Genomic DNA, 20,902 nt, shown 5'->3' on the forward strand with positions numbered 1-20,902 from the left:
TGGCGATTTTGAGCGACAAGGGGAATTTGGATGACAGCCTTTCATGGCTGGACGCCGCGTGTTGCGGTGTCTGGCATGGTGCTGGCGACCTGCCTGCTGGCGGGTGTCGCACCGGTGCGTGCGCAGATTGCGCCGCCCTTCGCGCAGCTTTTCCGGGAAACGGAACATGCGCCGAGACAGGTCGAGTTGCAGGCGGAGGCCGATAAGGCAGCAGGGCTGGCGCGGCAGGCGCATGCGCGGCCGAACCCGACCGTCAGCCTGATGACGGAAAATGTAGCCGGCGATCGGCCCTATGACGGTTTCGGTCGATCGGAGAACACGTTCCAGATCAACCAGCCGATCGAACTGGGCGGCAAGCGATCCGCGCGGATCGCCGCAGGTGAAGCCGGCATCGAAGCGGCGCAAGCCAGAACGCGGGAAGGCCGACTGACCTTCGCCTACGATCTGGCGCGGGCTTATGCTGCGGCAGAAATCGCGGACCGACGCATCGATCTGGCGCAGGACGAGGTGGAAGAAGCCGAAGCGGATCTGAAGGCCGCGCGCGCGATGGTTCAGGCGGGCAAGGAAGCGCGCCTGCGCAGCCTTCAGGCCGAAACCGACGCCAACGCGATGCGCGCCATGCTGGATGCAGCCAGGGCCGACCGTGTGGGCGCTTATTCGCGGCTGTCCGCCCTGTCGGGCCAGCCTATTGCCTTCGCAGGGCTCGCGGAGCCTTTGCTCGCCCGGCTGGAAGCACGATCGGGCTATGGCCCTGTCGATCCGCGATCCAGCGCGCCTTTCCTGACTGCCAAGGCAGATAGCGAAGCCGCCCGGCATCGGGTCGCATTGGCCGAGCGACAGGCGGTTCCCGATCTTACAGTTTCGGTGGGTCTGCGGCGCCTGGAAATCGACAATGCCAATGCACTGATCGCGGGCATCAGCCTGCCCTTCCCGCTGTTCGATCGCAATCGCGGGAATATCGACGCGGCGCAGGCCGACCTGCGTGGGGCGGAAGCGCGCAAGGCCGCGTTGCTGCTGGAGACGGAAGCGGAGATCAAAGCATCGCTGGCGCTGAACGACGCAGCGGATGCACGGGCCATTGCGGCGGACCGCACGCTCAGGACGGCGGAGGAAAGCTACCGGCTGGCCCGGATCGCCTATGAGGCGGGCAAATCCCCGCTGATCGAATTGCTGGCGGCGCGCCATGGGCTTGGCACTGCGCGGGGCATCGTCCTTGATGCCGCAGCCACCCGGTTCGACGCGCGCGCGCGTCTGGCCCGCCTGTCGGGCCGCACCATTACGGGGGAAGAGATTCAATGACATCGGATAACAAGCTCTATGCCGGGGCCGCTGTCGGCCTGATCCTCGCGGCTCTGGCCGGGTTCGGGGTGGCGCGCATGACTGCACCGGCTGCGCCGGCCGAGGCAAGCGCGCAAGAAGCATCCGTACCCACAGGCGATGAAATCGAAATCAACGCGGACGGCATCAAATCTTCCGCTATCACCGTCGCGGCAGCATCCGGTAGCAGCCTGGACGGCATCATATTGGCCAGCGCCGCAGTTGAGGCCATGCCGGACGCGGAAGCAGTGCTGACTGCACGGGCACCGGGGACGGTGACGCGAATCTTCAAGCGGATCGGCGATGCTGTCAGTGCCGGGGAAACTATCGCACTGGTCGAAAGCCGCGACGCATCCATGATTGCCGCCGATCGTGGCGCAGCCGCCGCGCGGGCGACACTCGCCGCGCGGCAACTGGCGCGGGAGAAGGGGCTGCTGGCGCAGGGCGTGTCCGCTCGCGCCGACTATGAAACCGCCGAGGCCAATCTGGCCGTAGCACAGGCTGAAGCGCGGCAGGCGGATGCCGCCGCTCGCGCTGCCCGAGTCACGGGCGACGGTCGGTCGGTGGCGGTTACCAGTGCCGTATCGGGACGGATCACCGCCGCCCCCGCCAGCCTTGGCGCCTATGTGCAGGCCGAAACCGAACTGTTCCGCGTTGCCGACCCACGCCGCACCCAGATCGAAGCCAGCGTGCCCGCTGGTGATGCGGGTCGGGTGAAGGCAGGCGATCGCGTCGAACTGACCACCAATGACGGACAGGTGCTGGACGGGCGCGTACGGTCCGCCACCGGGGTGGTGGATGCCACGACGCGGCAGGCCACCATCGTCATTACACCCGGAAGTGGTGGTAGCATTATCGCACCGGGCCAGATGGTGCAGGCCCGCATTTTCGCCAGCGGCGGTGGCAAAAGCGCGAGCGGCGTGACCGTTCCGCAGGATGCCGTGCAAACCGTCGGCGACCGGACGGTGGTGTTCGTGCGCACGCCCAAGGGCTTCAAGGCGCAGACCATTCAGGTTGCCCGCCGCAGCGGCGGCATGGTCGCCATCGTATCCGGCCTGAAGGCAGGTCAGTCGATCGCCACCACCAACGCCTTTCTGCTGAAGGCGGAGCTTGAAAAGGAGTTGGCGGAATGATCGCCCGCATCCTTGGCCTGTCCGTCCGGATGCGCTGGCTGGTGGCGTTTCTGACGCTGCTTGTCGTCGCCTTTGGCGGATGGCAGATCACCAAATTGCCGATCGACGCCGTGCCCGACGTTACTAACCGGCAGGTGCAGATCAGCACGTTCGCGCCGACATTGGGGCCGGTCGATATCGAAAAGCAGGTCACCTTCCCGGTGGAAACGGCGCTGGCCGGCATTCCTGGGCTGGAAATGACCCGGTCCTTCTCCCGCAACGGCTTCAGTCAGGTGACGGCAGTCTTCACCGACAGCACCGACGTCTACTTCGCACGGCAGCAAGTGACGGAACGGCTGGCGCAGGCGAAGGATAGCCTGCCCGCCGGTATCCAGCCCAATCTGGCGCCGCTCAGCACCGGACTTGGCGAAATCTTCTTCTATTCCGTCGCTTTCCGTCATCCCGACGGCAAGGGCGTGAAGGTAACGGACGGCAAACCCGGCTGGCAATCGGACGGCAGCTATCTGACGCCTGAAGGGGAACGGCTGACCACAGAACTCGCCAAGGCCGCCTATCTGCGCACGGTGCAGGACTGGGTCATTCGCCCGCAGATGCGCAACGTTCTGGGCGTGGCGGGCGTCGATTCCAACGGCGGCTATGTGAAGCAATATCTGGTCGAGCCGAAGCTGAATGCACTCGCCGCCTACGGCTTGTCGATCACCGAACTGGCGGACGCGCTGGAGCGGGCAAACCTTTCGGCCGGGTCCAACTATGTACGCCGGGCCGGGGAAAGCTTCCTTGTTCGCGCCGACGCCCGGCTGAAGTCGATCGAGGATATCCAGGATGCGGTCGTCGCGACGCGCGCAGGCGTGCCGGTGCGCGTTCGCGATGTGGGCGATGTCGTCATTGGCGGGGCCGTGCGTACCGGATCGGGCAGCCGCATGGGCTCCGAAGCGGTCATCTCCACCATATTGATGCTGGTGGGTGAAAATAGCCGCGTTGTAGCCAACCGCGTGGCGGATCGACTGGTCGAGATCAACAAGTCGCTGCCGCCAGATGTCTTTGCCGAACCGGTCTATAACCGGTCGAAGCTGGTCAACGCCACGATCGCCACGGTCGAGAAGAACCTGATCGAAGGCGCGTTGCTCGTCATCGTGGTGCTGTTCCTGCTGCTCGGCAATATCCGCGCGGCGCTCATCACGGCGGCGGTGATCCCGATCACCATGTTGATGACGGCGTCGGGCATGAACGGCCTTGGCGTATCGGGCAATCTGATGAGCCTGGGCGCGCTCGATTTCGGCCTGATCGTCGATGGTGCGGTCATCATCGTGGAAAATGCGCTGCGCCGCCTCGCCGAACGGCAGGAACATGAAGGGCGGTTGCTGACGCTGGATGAGCGGCTGGCCGAAACCATTGATGCGGCAAAGGAAATGGTGCGGCCGACAGTGTTCGGACAACTTATCATCTTCCTCGTCTTCGTGCCGCTGCTGACGTTCCAAGGGGTTGAAGGCAAGACCTTCTCGCCCATGGCGACCACGCTGATGCTGGCGCTGGCGTCGGCCTTCATTCTGTCGATCACCTTCGTGCCGGCGATGATCGCCATCGTGGTGAAGGGCAAGGTCAGCGAAACGGAAGTGAAGCCGATCCGCTGGTTCAAGGAGAAATATGCGCCGCTGCTCAACAAGGCGGTGGCACGTCCCCTGCCCTTCATCTCGGCGGGTGCGGGTGTGTTCATCGCTTCCGTCTTTGCTTTCGGGTTTCTGGGTGAGGAGTTCATGCCGCAACTCGATGAGAAGGACATTACGGTTACGAATTTCCGCGTACCGTCTGCTTCCATCGACCAGTCTACGCAGATGCAGCTTCAGATCGAGAATGCACTGAAAACACTGCCCGAGGTGGAACTGGTATTTTCGAAGAACGGCAATGCGGACCTCGGTACTGATCCAATGCCGCCAAATTCGTCCGACACCTATGTCATTCCCAAACCGGAAAGCGAATGGCCAGCGGACGTCACGTCCAAGGAGGATATTCTTCGTCGGATCGAAGAACGGATGAAACCGCTGATCGGCAACCGGACGGAAATTCAGCAGCCGATCCAGATGCGCTTCAACGAATTGATCGCCGGGGTTCGCGCCGACGTGGCGGTGAAGCTTTATGGCGACGACCTTGACGTGATGAGCGATCAGGCGCGCAAGATCGCCGGCCTATTGCGGAAAATTCCGGGCGCCGGCGATGTCAGCGCGGAACAGACCGATGGCGCGCCGACCTTCGACGTGAAGATCGATCGGCAGGCGGCTGCGCGATACGGCCTGTCGGTGGAAGAGGTGGCGAACACCGTTTCTGCCGCATTGGGGGGCCGCGAAGCTGGGCTATTGTTCGAAGGGGACCGCCGGTTTGCGGTCGTCGTCCGCCTGCCCGATGCGCAGCGCGACGATCTGGAAACGCTGGGGTCCATCCCCGTCATGCTGCCCGCCGCCGATGGCCAGATTGCCCGCTCCATCCCGCTGCGGGAGTTGGCGCGGTTCAGCTACACGCAGGGCCTGAACCAGATCAGTCGCGAAAATGGCAAGCGGATGGTCGTCGTCCAGGTCAATGTGCGCGGTCGCGATCTGGGCGGTTTCGTCGCGGAAGCGCAGCGTGAAATCGGGCGAATGCAACTGCCCGCGGGCATATATACCGAATGGGGTGGCACGTTCGAAAGCCTGCAATCGGCCCGGCTTCGCCTGTTGCTGGTCGTGCCGATCTGCTTCGTCGCCATCTATGCCCTGCTCTACATGGCCCTGGGCGGCTTCATGCCGGCGGCGATCGTGTTCAGTGCGGTACCGATGGCACTGGCCGGCGGCGTGTTCGCGCTTTTGCTGCGTAGCATTCCTTTCTCGATCACGGCGTCGGTGGGCTTCATCGCTTTGTCCGGCGTCGCGGTTCTGAACGGCCTCGTGATGATGAGCGCGATCGCCAAGCATCGCGAAGATGGCGCAGACCATGATGTGGCGATCATCGACGGCGCAATGGAACGGGTGCGTCCGGTGTTGATGACCGCATTGGTCGCCAGCCTGGGTTTCGTGCCGATGGCGCTGGCCACGGGCACGGGTGCGGAGGTGCAAAGACCGCTCGCGACCGTGGTAATCGGCGGCCTCATCACCTCGACCGCGCTCACATTATTGGTGCTTCCGGCCATCACCGCATGGCTTGGAAGATGGCGTGAAGAAAGGAGGTTGGATGCCGACGGGCAAGCAATCGAAGCCTGAAAACATGCGGGGATCGGTGCCTTTCAGGCCGGTGATTCCCGCAGCCAACCGGCCGATTCGAGTGCGGTAGCGAGCATGGGATAAGATAGGGCATCGAGTAGATATTCGGCAGAATCTATCGCCTGGTGAAACAGAAATGAAATCCTGTGTCATGCCGACCCGATACGCCTGTTGTTACGGGAAACGGAAGTCACGCCGGACGCGGCTTTTTAAGGTGATTTCCAGCAGATAGCCGGTGGGTTCGATACCGGCTTCAGATGTCTGAATGATGACGATGCTGCGGTTATGAACTTGCGAAAGGGGGCGTTTGCCCTGCGCATCCGCCACAACCACGGCATAAAATAGCGTGCATGAAAATACGGAAGGGAAGCGATTATGAAGTTGGTTCGACTGCTATCCGCAGGTGTCGGTGTAAGCATCATGCTCGCGGCGGCCGCTCCGCTCAGCGCCCATGGCATCTGGTTCGCCCAGCGTGCGCGCCAACTTGCCCTGATCTATGGCGTAGGCGCCGACGATCTGGACGCGGTCAAGCGCCTGCCGCTGGTCAAGTCCGTCGCGGGCTTCGACAGCGACTGGGCACCGGTGACCGTCACCTTGCGCGAAGCCGGGGCTATACCCGTCGTCGATAGCGACGAACCGATCGCCGCCGTCGCCGCCGTCATGGACTATGGCTACTGGAGCAAGACGCCGGACGGCGAATGGCACAATAAGGGCCGCGACGAAGTGCCCAATGCCACGCTGGCTGAGCATAATTTCAAATATGCCGTACACCTGACGCAGGTGCCGACCAAGCCGGTTCCACTGATCGAAGGGCATATGCTCCAGCTGGTGCCCGCCGACCTCAACATCCCGCAGAAGATGGGCGAGCCGATGAAGGTGCGCGTCTATTACAAGGGCAAGCCGGTCGAAGGGGCGACCGTGATGCAGGATTATGTCAACGATCCGGACGAAGCGGCCCCCGCCAAAACCGGCCCGGATGGCACCGCCACCATCAAGCTGCGCAATCAGGGCATCAACGTGCTGATGGCCATCTATGTCGGCCAGACCACCGACAAGAAGGTCGATCATGAGGAATATCGTGCGTCGCTGTCCTTCGTGATCCCGCACCTGCCCGAATAAGCCCTTCGACCAAATCATTGGAGATACCATCATGAAGATCGACCTTTTCCGCACCGGCCTTGCCGCTCTCGCGCTCGCCGCCCTGCCCGCCACCGCCTTCGCCCATGGCAGCATGAAGCCGCAGCATGGCGGCATGGTGCAGATGTCCGGCGAAACCATGATCGAACTGGTGTCCGGCCCCAAGGGCGTGGACGTCTACCTCACCGAAGAAGATGAGCCGGTCGCCGCAGCCGGCTACACTGCCAAGTTGACCCAGACCGCTGCTGGCAAGAAGACCGAAGCCGCGCTCAAGGCCGCAGGCGGCAACAAGCTGACCGCTGCCGGGTTCAAGGCGGCCAAGGGCGCAAAGCTGGTCGTCGCGCTGGTCGACAAGAGCGGCGCGAAAATCTTCGCGACCTTCCAGGCCAAGTAAAGCGCAAAAACATGCACAGCGCGATCCGATCCCCGCTCCAATCCCAGAATATGCGGCGGATCGCGCTGCTGCTCCTGGGCTTGGCTTTTGCGCTCATGAGCAGCGCGCTCTGGGCGCATGGCGTCAACGAGAATGACAAGGCCTTCATCGAAGGCGCGTCCGGCGTCAACATCATCCCCTACATGTATCTTGGGGCCAAACATATGGTCACCGGATACGACCATCTGCTGTTCCTGGCCGGTGTCATCTTCTTCCTCTACCGGCTGAAGGATGTCGGCGCCTATGTGACGCTGTTCGCCATCGGCCACAGCACCACGTTGCTGCTGGGCGTCCTGCTCGACATCCGCGCGAATCCGTTCATCATCGACGCCATCATCGGCCTGTCGGTGGTCTACAAAGCGATCGACAATCTGGACGGGTTCAAGACCTGGTTCGGCGTATCGCCCAATCCCAAGGCGGCGGTGCTGATTTTCGGCTTCTTCCACGGCTTTGGCCTGGCCACCAAGATCCAGGAGCTGACGCTGGCGAAGGACGGGCTGATCCCCAACCTCATCAGCTTCAACATCGGCGTCGAAATGGGCCAGTTCATGGCGCTGACCATCATCCTGCTGCTGATGAACATCTGGCGCCTGTCCGACAGTTTCCGCCGCAGCGCCATCGTCGCCAATGCCGTGCTCATGACTGCCGGCTTCGTCCTCATCGGCTTCCAGTTGGCCGGCTATTTTACCCAGGGTGCCTGACATGAATACGCAAAGCATTTCCTCGCTTCCGACTTCGATCAAGGTGTCTCCCTCCGCGCTCGCCAAGGCGACGGGCGGAGCCGCGATCGCCGCCGTCGCGATTCTGACCCTCTTCGTCCTGCCCGCCGAATATGGCATCGACCCGACGGGCGTGGGCACGGCGCTGGGCCTGAACGGCATGGTGGCGGGCGAAGCCGCCGAAGAAGCGCCCGCAGCGGCGGCTTCGGCCACGGCGGGCGCCATCCCGACGCCGACCAAGGAAAGCATCGCCAGGACGACGCCCTGGCGTCAGGATGACATGACCATCACCCTGCCCCCGCACAGCGGACAGGAAGTGAAGGCGCATATGCAGACCGGCGACAGCTTCATTTTCGAATGGAAGTCGACCGCTCCGGTGAAGGCAGAGATGCATGGCGAAGTCGAACATGCCACCGACGGCGCCTTCACCGATTATTGGAAAGAGAAGGAAATCAGCGGCGGCCAGGGCGATTTCACCGCGCCCTTTGCCGGCATCCATGGCTGGTATTTCCGCAACAAGGGCGACACGCCAATCACCGTCACGGTGAAGACGGTCGGCTTCTACAAGGATCTCTATCAGCCCAAGCCTGAATAAAGAGACGGCCTGAGTAAAAAGAGACGGAAAGACAGGGTCATGAACAGCATCACAGGGCAGCCGCCCTCTATCGGCCTTCGGGCCTCCTCCTCACCCATCGAAGCGGCCAAGGCACGCACGCGGTTGATCGCGATCGACGCGCTGCGTGGCCTCGTCATGCTGTTCATGCTGGTCGATCATGTGCGCGAAACATGGTTCCTGCATTTGCAGGTCACCGATCCGGTCGATGCCCACACGACCGATCCGGGCCTGTTCTTTACCCGCCTGCTCTCCACCTTCTGCGCGCCGACCTTCGTGGCGCTGACCGGCCTGTCCGCCTGGCTTTATGGCCAGTCGCACACGAAGGGGCAGGTGTCGGAATTTCTGCTGAAGCGCGGGCTGTTCCTGATCTTCCTGGAATTCACGATCGTCTGCTACGCATGGCCGACACAGGCGAATGTCTTCCCGCCACCGACCATCTGGTTTCAGGTAATCTACACGATCGGGATCAGCATGATCGCGCTGGCGGGCCTGCTGCACCTGCCGCGCCCGGCGCAGTTTGCAGTCGGCCTGACCATCGTCTGCCTGCACAATCTGCTCGATCCGATCCGCCTCATGCCGGATTCGCCCTTCTTCATTCCCTGGGCGCTGCTGCATCAGCGGGACAAGTTCGAGATGGCCGGCATCGTCTTCAAGACGACCTATCCGGTGCTGCCATGGATCGGCGTGATCCTGCTCGGTTATGCCTGCGGGCCATGGTTCGCGCGTGGCACCGATCCCAAACCGCGCATCAAGCGGATGGCCATGCTGGGCCTTGGCTTGCTGGTCGGTTTCGTCGTCATCCGTACGCTCAACATCTATGGCGACAAGCCATGGTTCATCGCCGAAACGCCGATCCGCACGGTAATGAGCTTCCTTGCGCTGACCAAATATCCGCCATCGCTGCTATTCCTGATGCTGACGGTAGGGACTGGCTGCCTGCTGCTCGCGCTGTGCGAACGGTTTGAAAGCAGCAAAGCGATGCCGACGCTTGCCATGCTGGGCGGCGCGCCGATGTTCTATTACATCCTGCACCTCTACACGCTCAAACTGCTCTACAATATCGCGATGCTGCTCTACGGCCCTACCAAGGGCGAAGTGTTCGGGGTCGACCATCTGCGCTGGGTGTGGATCTGGGTCTTCATCCTGATCCCGGTCCTCTATTTCCCCACCCGCTGGTTCGCGCAGCTGAAACAGCGTCGCAAGGACATATGGTGGCTTAAATATCTGTAAGCGACATGGGCCGCCTTTCCGCATAAGTGGGCGGTCCATTATAAGTAACATTGACTCGCACGGTCGTTTCGGCTGATAAACGACTTATCGGGCCTACGCGGACGCCCGATCAGACGGTTCCCGTCCAAGTCCGCTCCACCCGCTGCGTCTCGCGGCGAAGGGAGCGTGAATGATGACGATACTGGACGACCGGCCCAATCCCCGACTATTGCCCCTGCCGGCCCTCTTCCTGAAATTCCTGCGCTTCGGCATGCTCGCTTTTGGCGGTCCGGTTGCGCAGATCGCCATGATCCGGCAGGCACTGGTCGAAGACGAACGATGGATCGATCCGTCCCGGTTCAAGCGCTTGCTGGCGGTGTTGCAGATATTGCCGGGACCGGAGGCGCATGAATTATGCGTTCATCTGGGCATGATCGCGCGAGGGCGCGTTGGCGGTTTACTCGCAGGGCTGGGCTTCATGCTACCGGGCTTTGTCCTGATGCTGGCGATGGGCTGGGCCTATACACGCTGGATTGCCGGAAATCCTGATCTTGCCCGCATATTATTGGGGGTGCAGGTCGTGGTTCTGGCCATCATACTGCGCGCTGTGGTTCGTATCGGCCAGCATATGATCGAAGATGGATGGCTGGCTGCGATAGCGGCGGTCAGTCTGATCGCAACCTTTGCGGGCGTACCCTTCTGGCTCCCTCTCCTTGTCGGCGGCATATGTTACGCTCTGCTGGACAAGCCTCTGTTTGCGTCGATGACCGTTGCGGCGGGCGTGCTCGCTGCGGTGGCGATGCTCCATCCCACCGTAAGTTCCGGCATCGCGCCTGCATCACCCAATAGCCCTGCCACGGCTCTGGCGCTGTTGATCACTGGCCTGAAGGGCGGATTGCTGACCTTCGGGGGCGCCTATACTGCTATCCCCTATGTGCGGGCAGACACGGTGGGGCGCGGGTGGATCGGCGATGCGACCTTTCTCGACGGCGTTGCGTTGGCCGGGGTTCTGCCGGCGCCACTGGTCATCTTTGCGACGTTCATCGGCTATGTTGCAGGCGGGCCTTTGGGCGCGATCGCGATAACGGTGGGCATGTTCCTGCCGGCCTTTGCCTTTTCGCTGATCCTGTTTGAACGGCTGGAGGCGATCGTTGAAAATCCGGCATTGCATCATCTGCTGTCAGGGGTTGCTGCGGCCGTGGTAGGCACGATCGCAGCTACATTCCTGCAACTGGCGACAGCGACGATCGGAAGAATTTCACAACCGCTCGTCGCCCTGCCGATATTCGGCATTGCATTGGTTATCGTGTGGCGTGTGAAGGGCGGATGGGTCACGCCTGCGCTCATCGTCGCTGGCGCGGCCACCGTCTTTGTCTGGCAGTGAGATTTCACGGATTGGCACGGCAACCAAAGATTCTTGCAAGCGTCGGGAGAGGCGGCAGACAGTCTTCGCTTCATCACCGGGTTCGGCACATAATGCACACCGAACCCGGTGGATTCTTTGACTATACCTGCTGCACGTCAAGCCAAGGCGCGAGTATCTGCGCCTCGCCGGTGACTTTCTGCGTCGATCGTTCGAACCGGTGGTCGCGAAGCACCTCCAGCGCGACGATATAGTCCGCCCGGCACGCAGTTCACACACCCTCCGCAAAATGCGATCTTCGGCCAGATCGGCATCGGCGCGCGGATCATGCAGTTTTCGCCAGCAGCACAGCAAAAGCGTCGTGGCGATCACATCGTCCTCGCACTACTGTCCGACAATATCCCATTTGCCTGTTTCGATGAGACGACCGATCACGATATCATGACCATGCACGGGTGCCGGCTTTGCGGAAGCAATCCAGCGCCCGAAGAACGAGCGAGAACCCGCCCGGCGCCAAAACTCCAATGATCCCGGCAATCATCCGCTTCGGCGTTTGGTCATTGCGCCGTCAGCCTGCACACGCAAGGCATCCGGCAACTTCCTAATCGGATATCAGATGTTCCGCAGACTATTTGCTTCCTCCGCGCACGACATGGCAATCGATCTTGGTACGGTGAATACCGTCATTCATGTGCGTGATCGTGGCATCGTCCTCAACGAACCATCCGTCATCGCCATCGAAACCATCGCCGGCGTCCGCCGGGTCAAGGTGGTAGGCAATGAGGCAAAGCCGATGATGGGCAAGACGCCCGCCAATATTCAGGCAATCCGCCCGCTGCGCGACGGCGTGATCGCCGATATCGATGTCGCCGAACAGATGATCAAGCATTTCATGGCCAAGGCGGTAGGAGCGTCGGGACGGCTCAGCCGGCGCCATGCGGTCGTCATCTGCGTCCCGTCCGGTTCGACCATGGTAGAGCGCCGTGCGATCCAGATTGCGGCGATGAACGCGGGCGCGTCGCGCGTTCAGTTGATCGACGAGCCGATGGCAGCCGCGATCGGGGCCGGTCTGCCTGTAACAGAGCCGCGCGGCGCGATGGTGGTGGACATTGGTGGCGGCACGACCGAAGTGGCGGTTCTGTCGCTGCAAGGTATCGCCTACAGCAATTCGGTCCGCATCGGCGGCGACAAACTGGATGAGGCGATCGCCTCCCATGTGCGGCGCAGTCACAATCTGATGATCGGTGAAATGACCGCGGAACGCATCAAACATGGCATCGGTTCGGCGGTGATCCCGCTGGATGAGGGGCGCACGATGCGGGTGAAGGGGCGTGATCTGGTCAATGGCAGGCCGGCGGAAATCACGATCAGCGAAGCAGAAATCGCCGAAGCGCTGGCCGAGGGGGTTGGCCAGATCAAGCTCGCCGTAATGACGGCCCTTGAACAGACGGCGCCGGAATTGTCCGCCGATATCATAGATGAAGGCATCACTCTGACGGGCGGTGGCGCCCTGCTCGGCCATCTGGACCAGGCTCTGTCGGAGCAGACAGGCCTCGCGGTACGGGTCGCGAACGATGCCCTGAGTTGCGTGGCGATGGGCGCGGGCAAGGCATTGGAAGATGCCGCTTATGCGGGCGTGCTGACGACGGCCTGACTTCATCATGCCGTCGCCGGTTTCACATGGCCGCGACGGACAAGGCGCGCTGAATAGGCTCACCGGCCTCGATCCAGTTGACCGCCATCGCCTCCGCGCCGGTGCGTATGCCCTCAACGATCACATTGCTCTGCAACAGATGGCCGACATTTTTGAGCAGACCGATGTTCCACAAGGCTCCATCGCGCGCCTGCACATAGAGGCTGACGGCGCCTGCGACCAACACGCCTTCGAGGCGGAAATATGAACCGATATTCATGGGACCGAGATAGGCCCTGCGGACATCCATGCCACGCCCTATCCTGCGGCATGTGCAGATAAGACGATGAAATGAAACGCAATCGTCAGATGGGGAAATACACGATCACGGCGAGGCCGGGGGACTGATCCGCTATGGTCACGCTGGCCCCCATGCGCGATGCGGCCGACTGGACGATGGCAAGGCCAAGCCCCGTCCCCTCTGCCCCCTGCGGTCCAGTCGCACGGAAAAAGCGTTCAAACACCTTGTCATGATGTTCGGGTGCGATGCCGGGCCCATCGTCACTGACGGACAGCCGGACATGGTCGGCATCGCGCGACAGGGTCACGGTCACCGCGCCACCCCTCAAGTTGTAGCGAATGCCATTGTCGATCAGATTGGCGATGATTTCGAACACCAGCGTCCGATGCGCCTGCACACGATAGATTTCGCCATCTGCTGCATCAAGGTTCAACTCGACTTCCGCCGCAATCGCCTGGTTGATGAGGCGGCCGATGACCGCCGTGCTGACTTCCTTCAGGTCCACGGCTTCGAGCGGCGGAGACACTCCGCTCTCCTCTGCCCGCGCCAGCGCCAGAAGCTGCGTCACCAGTCGCTCCAGACGCTGCACGGCATCGGCAATCTCGTCCAGCGCGGCCGATGAGCCGCGACGGGCCAGTTCGACCTGGACCTTCAGCACTGACAAGGGTGTGCGCATCTGGTGCGAGGCATCGGCGGTGAAGCGGCGCATGCCGCCAGTCGCGGTGTCGAGTTGCGCCAGCATATGGTCGAAGGCGGTGGCAAGCGGTTGCAGTTCGTTGGGCAACGGCCCGGCGTCGAGCGGGGAGAAATCCGGCCGTTTGCTGCCATCCCGCGCCTCCACGGTGCGGCGCAGGCGGGCGAGCGGGCGCAGGCTCCAGCCCAGCGCCGGGCGCAGCAGCAGCACGGCAACGCCGACCAGCGCCACTTCGCCCAGCAGCAGGGCGATGGTCAGTTGCCCGGCCAGCGTCTTGCGATTGTCCAATGTCTCGGCGACCTGGATGACGACCGGCTGTTCGATGCGGGGGAGCATACGCTTCACCTCCGCAATGCGGATACCCTGATCGCGATAGCGAGCGAAGCGGAAGCGGGGTTGGTCGACCGTCATGGTCGAGGGATCGGGCGCGGGCAGATCGGCATAGCCGGTCAACAGGTCGCGCCCCACGGCGATGCGGTAATAGACATTGTCGCGCTCGCTATTTTCCAACATGCCAAAGGCTGCGGGCGGCAGGTCCAGCGTCACTTCGCCCCGCTCCACCTGCACGGTTTCGGCGATAGCGCCCAGCGCACCGCCCAGCACGCGGTCGTTGGTCCGGCGCACGACGTCGGAAATCAGTGTCGCGCCGCCTACGCCGATGATCGCCGCCGCACCGAGCAGCGGTCCCAGCATCGCCGCGAGCAGCCGGGTGCGCAGGGCAATCGCCCGAGACTTACCCGGCATCGAGCATATAGCCCACGCCGCGTACGGTGCGGATGCCGGGACCATCCGGCGCCAGCTTGCCGCGCAGGCGCGTGACATGCACTTCGATGGCGTTTCCGCCGACCGGCTCGTCGAAGCCGAAGACTTCGCCGATCAGCAATTCGCGTGGCACCACCTGCCCTGCCCGAGTAGCGAGTGCTTCGAGTACCGTCAGTTCGCGCCGCCGCAAGTCGAGCGGCCGGCCCGCCACTTCGACAACGCCGGTCGACCGATGGATGGTGAGCGTACCGACGCTGAGTTCCGGCGTCGGATCGCCGCCGCGCCGCCGCCCCAGCGCCCGCACCCGTGCCTCCAGTTCCTCCGGGTCGAAGGGTTTGCGCAGATAATCGTCGGCGCCAAGATCCAGCCCGCGCACCCGATCGTCCAGCGCGTCGCGTGCCGTCAGCATCAGTACCGCAACTTTCTCCCCCCGGCGGCGCAGTTCGGCCAGGACGGCAAAGCCATCCATGTCGGGCAGGCCGACATCGAGAATCACCAGCGCATAAGGTTCGCTGCCGACGACCGACAGCGCGTCTTCCCCAGTCGCGACATGGTCCACTGCATGCCCCCCCGCACGAAGCAGGGCGGAAATGCTGCGCGCCAGCGCGGCGTCATCCTCGATCATCAAAATCCGAATGGGGCACCCGATGCTGAAAGGTTGATGACAGCTTGGCTTCGTAACTGAGCCTCACAACTTATCCGACGACAGAAACGGAAGGCGAGGAGCAGGGTTCGTGCGACGGGTTATTCAGATTGTTTCGATCTTGGCAAGTCTGGCGATGCCGGCAAGCCTGGCGGTGGCGGAGCGGCCTGCGGGCTATCCGCGCTCCTATGACCAGTTGATCGCCGATGCGCAGGCCGAACGGCAGGTCATCGTTTATGCCAATGCCGACACGGCGGAAATGGCGCCGCTCATCATCGCCTTTCAGCGTCGCTATCCGGGCGTGACGGTGCGTTATGCCGACCTCGGCTCCAATGAAATGTATCGCCGCTTCGTAACGGAAGCGCGGGCGCGCAAGCCTTCGGCCGATCTGGTCTGGTCATCCGCGATGGACCAGCAGGTCAAGCTGATCAACGACGGTTTCGCGCAGGGCTATGCCAGCCCCGAAAAGCCTGCCTTGCCACCGTCGGCGGTGTGGAAGAATATGGGTTTCGGCGTCACCGCAGAACCGATCGCCTATGTCTATAACAAGAAGGCGATCCCCAATCCGCCGCGCAGCCATGCCGCGCTGGAAGCGATGCTGCGCAAGGATCGCCGCGCGCTGACCGGCAAGGTCGCGACCTTCGACCCGGCGCGGTCGAACACCGGCTATCTCTACCTGACCCAGGATTTCGCGATCACCGGCGATACCAAATCGCTGGTGGAGGCGATCGCAGCGACCCGGCCGATCCTGTCGATCACCACCGAGCCGATGTTGCGCGGTGTGGCGGAGGGGAAACTCTCCATCGCCTATAATGTCATCGGTTCCTACGCGGTGGAGCGTGCCCGCCGCGACCCGCGCATCGGCGTCATTTTCCCGCAGGATTACACCATCGTGATGTCGCGTATCGCCTTCATCGCGCGGGAGGCGCGGCATCCCGCCGCCGCTAAACTATTCCTCGATTTCCTGCTGTCGCGTCAGGGCCAGTCCCTGCTCGCCCAGCATAGCCTCTGGCCGGTCCGCGCCGACATTCGCGGCCGCCGGCTTCCTGCGGCACAGGCGCGCCCGGTGCGTGTAGGTCCGCAGCTTCTCGCCAATCTCGATCGCGTGAAACAGCAGCGCTTCCTGCGCGACTGGAACGCGATCCTCGCCTCTGGAGCCAAGTAAAATGACGTCCCTGATGTTGCGCGGCAATTGTGCCGCACTGGCGCTGATCGCCGCCACCCCCGCGCTGGCCCAGACGCCGAGTGCCGACGAACTGGCCGCGCTGGTCAAGGCGCAGGCCGCTGAAATCGCCTCGCTCAAGGCGCGGCTCGACAAGATCGAGGGGCAGGCCATGGCACCCGCCGCTGCGCCCGCACCGGCCCCGCAGGTCGCGCAGCAGACGCAGACGCCGCCTGTGACGGTTGCGCCGTTCGCGCCGCAGATCGTGCCGCCCGGCCCCGCCGATATCGACGTGGCGCAGGCCCGCGCCATCGCGAAGGAAGTCGGCGTCAAGACCGAATGGGGCGCTGGCCTGCCCGTATTCCGGTCTGCCGACGGCGTCTTCACCTACAAGCCGCGCGGCCGCATTCTGGTGGACGTGAGTTCGACCATGGGGTCGAAATATAATGGCCGCAACACGACCACGACCGGCATGCGCGCGCTGCGCCTTGGCCTGGAAGGCGGGGTCGGCCCGCATTTCTTCTATCAGTTCGAAAGCGATTTTTCCGAGAATGAGGTCGACATCGTCACAGCATTCCTGGGCTATCGCAACAAGATCAGCAGCAAGGTCGATTATGACGTGCGCGCCGGTCACCTGTTCAACGACCGCGCGTTCGAAGGCAGCACCGGGTCGGATTCCACGCCGTTCCTGGAACGCAGCGCGGTGTCCACTGCGATCATCCCGCAGCGCGGTTTTTACGGCATCGGCATCATGGGGCGCATGTTCGGGCCGAACTGGCACGCATCGGTCAGCGTGACCGGCGACCGCGTGGACGGGCAGCAGGCGACCAATGACAGCCGTACCGCCGCCTTCCGCGCGCACTGGAACCCGATCAAGACCGACCGGTCGCTGCTGCATCTCGGCGCATGGGGCTTTGACGAAGCGCTGTCCTCCGCCGCGACCACGCTGACGCGCAGCACCGTCATCGGCGGCCGATTCAACGGCGCGGTGCGGGTATCCACCGGCGAACTGCTGGGCGGCAAGTCGACCACCGGCTATGGCGTCGAACTGGGCGGCTATACCGGCGGGTTGTGGGTCATGGGTGAAGCCGGTCGCCGCGTCGCGCGCCTGACCGGCGGGCGCCCCGATTTCGAGAGCAAAGCGTGGAGCCTGTCCACCGGCCTGTTCCTGACCGGCGAACTGCCCCCTTACAACCCGCGTCTGGGCAGTTTCGGCCAGCCCAATGTCATCGACCCTGTGCTGGATGGCGGGTCGGGCGCGATCGAACTGACCGCGCGCTACGAAAATCTGGACTATACTGACCTCGTCCTGGGCGGCGACGGCTGGGCCGCGACGGTCGGCGTGAACTGGTATCTCAACAGCTTCACCCGCATCCAGCTGAACGGCATCCACTGGCACACCGACAATCGCGCCGGCAGCTTCACCGGCAATGATGACGGCCAGACCGTCAGCGCGCGTGTCGGCGTGACCTTCTGATCTTTCTTCTCCTCGCCTCTTCAAGGATGCAGCGATGAATCTTGCCCTGCTCGGCTTCCTGATGGTCGCCACCTTCATGACGCTGATCATGACCAAAAAGATGACGCCGCTGGTGGCGTTGATCGTCATCCCGTCTCTGTTCGGCGTCGTCGCCGGTCAGGCCGCCGGTCTTGGCGACATGATGATTGACGGCATCAAGAACCTCGCCCCGACCGGCGTGATGCTGCTCTTCGCCATCCTCTTCTTCTCGACCATGACGGATACCGGCCTGTTCGATCCGCTGGTCGGTCGGCTGGTGAAGCTGGTCCATGGCGACCCGTTGCTGATCCTGCTGGGATCGGTCGTGCTGTGCGCGATCGTCAGCCTGGATGGTGATGGATCGACCACCTACATCATCACCTGCGCCGCGCTGCTGCCGCTCTACAAGCGGTTCGACATGAAGCGCATCTACCTTGTCTGCCTGCTGATGGTGACGAGTGGAATCATGAACCTGACGCCGTGGGGTGGACCAACCGCGCGCGCGGCGAGTGCGCTGAAGCTGGACCCCGCCACTTTGTTTCTGCCGCTGATCCCCGGCATGATCGCGGGCCTTGCCTTCCTGCTGGGCCTCGCCTTCTGGTTCGGCATCAAGGAGCGCCGGCGCCTCGGCCATGTCCATCTGCCGCAGCGTGAAGCGGTGGATGTCGCCGACCTGGGCGTGTCGCAATATCCCGAGGCGCGGCGTCCGCACCTGCGCCTGTTCAACGCCGCGCTGGTGATAGCGCTGCTCGGCCTGCTGGTCTGGGGTATCCTGCCCCTTTCGGTGCTAATGATGATCGCCTTCGCCATTGCGATGATCGTCAACTATCCGGGCGTCGCCCAGCAGAAGGAGCGGATTGCCGCCCATGCCGGCAATGTCCTGTCGGTCGTGTCGCTGATCTTTGCCGCCGGCATCTTCACCGGCATCCTGGGCGGCACCGGTATGGTGGAAGCCATGAGCAAGGAAGTCGTGGGCTTCATCCCACCCGCATTGGGGCCGTATATGGCGCCGATCACGGCGCTGCTGTCCATGCCCTTCACTTTCTTCATTTCCAACGACGCCTTCTATTTCGGCATGCTGCCCATTTTGGCGGAAGCCGGTTCGCATTATGGCGTCGATCCGATGGCGATCGCCCGCGCGTCGCTGATGGGCCAGCCGGTCCATCTGCTCAGCCCGCTGGTACCGTCCACCTATCTGCTGGTCAGCCTGGCTGGCATCGACCTGGCCGATCATCAGCGCTTCACCTTGTTGCCGGCCGCCGCCGTCTGCATCGTCATGACGCTGGTCGGCATGATCGCGCTGGCTTTCCCGTTCGTCGCATGAAGCCGAATAATATGGAAGCGGTCCTCCGCTTCCTTGCGGCCCTGATCGTAGGAGCCGGTGGCGGCGCGCTGTTCCTGGAGATCGGCGCGCCTTTGCCGTGGGTGTTGGGATCCATGGCCGCCTGCGCCATCGCCAGCGTCATCGGCCTGCCGATACAAGCATCCTCTGCCACGCGCCGGCCGATGGCGGCAGTGATCGGGGTAGTACTGGGCAGCAGTTTCGGCCCGCACCTTCCGCCGCAGGCGCGCGAGTGGATCATCCCGCTTGTCGCGCTGCCCTTCTTCCTTGCGACGGCGGCATTGCTGTGCGTCACCTATTTCCGCAAGGTGGCGAAGTTCGATCCCGCTACAGCCTATTTTGCCGGCATGCCCGGCGGCATCGCCGAAATGGTGGTGATGGGGGCGGAACGCGGCGCCGACGAACGCGCCATCGGCCTGATCCACGGCGCGCGCATTTTTCTGGTCGTCTTCATCCTGCCCTTTCTGATCCGCCTGGACCATGCGCCAGTCACGATCGCACCGTCCGCCGCCGTGACGAGTGGCGTGGCCGACTGGTCGCTGCTGCTGTGGGCAGTGGGCTGCGTGGCCGTGGGGTTGCTCATCGGGAAATTGCTGCGCCTGCCCGCCTGGCATCTGGTCGGTCCGCTTGCGGTAAGTGCCACCGTGCATATGAGCGGCCTTGCCGATTTCCGCATCCCCGCCTGGGCACTGGCCGCCGCGCAGGTGGGCCTTGGCGCCACCATCGGCTGCCGCTTCGTCGGGCTGACGCTGAAGATATTGCTGCGCACATTGGCGCTGGCGGCGGGATCGACATTGATCCTGCTGGCGGTAACTTTTGCATGGGCTGCCGGGGTGAGCGCTCTGACCGGCCTTGATCCGGTGCTGCTGACCCTCGCCTATTCGCCGGGCGGTCTGGCTGAAATTAGCATGGTGGCGCTTAGTCTGGCGCTGGAGCCGGGCGTAGTCATCATCCACCATCTGACCCGCGTGGTGCTTGTCCTGATCGGTGCGCCCCTCGGCTTTGCGCGGATGGCAAGGGAAGACGGAGCCGCATGATCGGCCCCGTCCCGCCCTTGGTCAGAACAGGGTCATAAGGCCCGTCGCCGGGTCGATTACGCCTTCATAGATCATCTTGCCGGCGACATAGAGGATCACGATCAGGCCGAAATAGGCGATCGCGCGATAGCGTTCGATCACGCGGGCCAGCAGGTTCGCCGCAACGCCCATCAGCGCGACCGACAGGATCAGGCCGACGACCAGGATGCCCGGATGCTCGCGCGCCGCACCAGCGACGGCCAAAACATTGTCCAGGCTCATCGACACATCGGCGATGGCGACGGCCCATGCGGCCTGCGCAAAGCCCTTGGGCGCAGCCTTGCCGGCGATATCCTCGCCATCTTCCGCATCGCCGCCCGAACGCAGTTCGCGCCACATCTTCCACGCGACCCACACCAGCAGCAGGCCGCCGGCAAAGACGAGGCCGACCAGTTGCATCAATTGCGTCACCAGCAGGGCGAAGGCGATGCGCAGCACCAGCGCGGCGATCACGCCGATCGCGATCACCTTGCGGCGGGATGCGGGGGGCAAGCCAGCGGCCAGCGCACCGACGACGATCGCATTGTCCGCCGCCAGCATGATGTCGATGAGCACGACCTGACCGAAAGCGGCCAGCGCCGCGGGGGAGCCGATATTGGAGAAATCGGCCACGATATGGGCCCAGATGTCGTTCATAAAT

General features: G+C 63.2%; 19 protein-coding genes. 14 read left to right on the top strand and 5 right to left on the bottom strand.

Features of this window, described 5'->3' with window-relative positions; translation table 11 throughout:
- Positions 1 to 30: 30 nt before the first annotated feature.
- From RQH62_RS18375 to RQH62_RS18385, 3 genes are read left to right on the top strand one after another with little or no spacing between them, the layout of a single operon-like run.
- Positions 31 to 1,299: a TolC family protein gene (locus tag RQH62_RS18375; protein WP_311270173.1), complete on the top strand. Its 1,269-nt coding sequence runs from the start codon at positions 31 to 33 to the stop codon at positions 1,297 to 1,299.
- Positions 1,296 to 2,450, top strand: a complete 1,155-nt coding sequence (locus RQH62_RS18380) for an efflux RND transporter periplasmic adaptor subunit (RefSeq protein ID WP_311270174.1) — start codon at positions 1,296 to 1,298, stop codon at positions 2,448 to 2,450. Before RQH62_RS18375 ends, RQH62_RS18380 begins: the two co-directional genes overlap by 4 nt.
- On the top strand, positions 2,447 to 5,677 hold the full coding sequence (locus RQH62_RS18385; RefSeq protein WP_311270175.1) for a CusA/CzcA family heavy metal efflux RND transporter: 3,231 nt from the start codon (positions 2,447 to 2,449) through the stop codon (positions 5,675 to 5,677). The genes RQH62_RS18380 and RQH62_RS18385 overlap by 4 nt, the downstream gene beginning before the upstream one ends.
- Before the next feature lie 174 nt (positions 5,678 to 5,851).
- On the opposite strand, the gene RQH62_RS18390 is transcribed toward RQH62_RS18385, so the two are convergent.
- Complete coding sequence (locus RQH62_RS18390) at positions 5,852 to 6,010, bottom strand: hypothetical protein (protein WP_311270176.1); 159 nt, start codon at positions 6,008 to 6,010, stop codon at positions 5,852 to 5,854.
- A gap of 42 nt (positions 6,011 to 6,052) precedes the next feature.
- Between RQH62_RS18390 and RQH62_RS18395 the strand changes: the two genes are divergently transcribed.
- The 7 genes from RQH62_RS18395 to RQH62_RS18425 all read left to right on the top strand — a co-directional run bounded on the left by RQH62_RS18395 (position 6,053) and on the right by RQH62_RS18425 (position 12,808).
- Positions 6,053 to 6,796, top strand: coding sequence for a DUF4198 domain-containing protein (locus RQH62_RS18395; protein WP_311270177.1), 744 nt, complete (start codon positions 6,053 to 6,055; stop codon positions 6,794 to 6,796).
- A gap of 31 nt (positions 6,797 to 6,827) precedes the next feature.
- Entirely contained in the window at positions 6,828 to 7,208 is a 381-nt protein-coding gene (locus RQH62_RS18400) for a hypothetical protein (RefSeq protein ID WP_311270178.1), read from the top strand.
- A gap of 95 nt (positions 7,209 to 7,303) precedes the next feature.
- Complete coding sequence (locus RQH62_RS18405) at positions 7,304 to 7,948, top strand: HupE/UreJ family protein (protein ID WP_311270179.1); 645 nt, start codon at positions 7,304 to 7,306, stop codon at positions 7,946 to 7,948.
- 1 nt (position 7,949) lies between these two features.
- Complete coding sequence (locus RQH62_RS18410) at positions 7,950 to 8,561, top strand: hypothetical protein (protein ID WP_311270180.1); 612 nt, start codon at positions 7,950 to 7,952, stop codon at positions 8,559 to 8,561.
- A 39-nt stretch (positions 8,562 to 8,600) separates the two neighbouring features.
- Positions 8,601 to 9,812: a heparan-alpha-glucosaminide N-acetyltransferase domain-containing protein gene (locus tag RQH62_RS18415; protein WP_311270181.1), complete on the top strand. Its 1,212-nt coding sequence runs from the start codon at positions 8,601 to 8,603 to the stop codon at positions 9,810 to 9,812.
- 172 nt (positions 9,813 to 9,984) lie between these two features.
- Entirely contained in the window at positions 9,985 to 11,175 is a 1,191-nt protein-coding gene (gene chrA, locus RQH62_RS18420; protein ID WP_405053568.1) for a chromate efflux transporter, read from the top strand.
- 595 nt (positions 11,176 to 11,770) lie between these two features.
- The gene (locus tag RQH62_RS18425) at positions 11,771 to 12,808 is read left to right on the top strand and encodes a rod shape-determining protein (protein ID WP_311270183.1); all 1,038 of its coding nucleotides are present in this window, start codon (positions 11,771 to 11,773) and stop codon (positions 12,806 to 12,808) included.
- Between the two features lie 22 nt (positions 12,809 to 12,830).
- Here the strand turns inward: RQH62_RS18425 and RQH62_RS18430 are convergent, their stop codons facing one another.
- From RQH62_RS18430 to RQH62_RS18440, 3 genes are all read right to left on the bottom strand, one after another.
- The gene (locus RQH62_RS18430) at positions 12,831 to 13,067 is read right to left on the bottom strand and encodes a DUF5818 domain-containing protein (RefSeq protein WP_311270184.1); all 237 of its coding nucleotides are present in this window, start codon (positions 13,065 to 13,067) and stop codon (positions 12,831 to 12,833) included.
- Between the two features lie 85 nt (positions 13,068 to 13,152).
- On the bottom strand, positions 13,153 to 14,526 hold the full coding sequence (locus RQH62_RS18435) for a sensor histidine kinase N-terminal domain-containing protein (protein WP_311270185.1): 1,374 nt from the start codon (positions 14,524 to 14,526) through the stop codon (positions 13,153 to 13,155).
- Entirely contained in the window at positions 14,516 to 15,169 is a 654-nt protein-coding gene (locus tag RQH62_RS18440) for a response regulator transcription factor (RefSeq protein WP_311270186.1), read from the bottom strand. Before RQH62_RS18440 ends, RQH62_RS18435 begins: the two co-directional genes overlap by 11 nt.
- A gap of 109 nt (positions 15,170 to 15,278) precedes the next feature.
- Here RQH62_RS18440 and RQH62_RS18445 point away from each other — a divergent pair, with 109 nt between their 5' ends.
- From RQH62_RS18445 to RQH62_RS18460, 4 genes are read left to right on the top strand one after another with little or no spacing between them, the layout of a single operon-like run.
- Complete coding sequence (locus RQH62_RS18445; RefSeq protein WP_311270187.1) at positions 15,279 to 16,352, top strand: ABC transporter substrate-binding protein; 1,074 nt, start codon at positions 15,279 to 15,281, stop codon at positions 16,350 to 16,352.
- A 1-nt stretch (position 16,353) separates the two neighbouring features.
- Positions 16,354 to 17,826 carry a porin gene (locus RQH62_RS18450; RefSeq protein WP_311270188.1) on the top strand — a complete coding sequence of 491 codons (1,473 nt, stop codon included), beginning with the start codon at positions 16,354 to 16,356 and terminating at the stop codon, positions 17,824 to 17,826.
- A gap of 34 nt (positions 17,827 to 17,860) precedes the next feature.
- Positions 17,861 to 19,168 (top strand): CitMHS family transporter, encoded by a 1,308-nt coding sequence (locus RQH62_RS18455; RefSeq protein ID WP_311270189.1) that lies wholly within the window; start codon positions 17,861 to 17,863, stop codon positions 19,166 to 19,168.
- A gap of 11 nt (positions 19,169 to 19,179) precedes the next feature.
- Positions 19,180 to 20,223 carry an AbrB family transcriptional regulator gene (locus RQH62_RS18460; RefSeq protein WP_311270223.1) on the top strand — a complete coding sequence of 348 codons (1,044 nt, stop codon included), beginning with the start codon at positions 19,180 to 19,182 and terminating at the stop codon, positions 20,221 to 20,223.
- A gap of 21 nt (positions 20,224 to 20,244) precedes the next feature.
- Here the strand turns inward: RQH62_RS18460 and RQH62_RS18465 are convergent, their stop codons facing one another.
- On the bottom strand, positions 20,245 to 20,898 hold the full coding sequence (locus RQH62_RS18465; protein ID WP_311270190.1) for a YjbE family putative metal transport protein: 654 nt from the start codon (positions 20,896 to 20,898) through the stop codon (positions 20,245 to 20,247).
- Positions 20,899 to 20,902 lie beyond the last annotated feature (4 nt).

Origin of the sequence: Sphingobium sp. WCS2017Hpa-17, from assembly GCF_031843765.1 — a bacterium.
GTDB lineage: Bacteria > Pseudomonadota > Alphaproteobacteria > Sphingomonadales > Sphingomonadaceae > Sphingobium.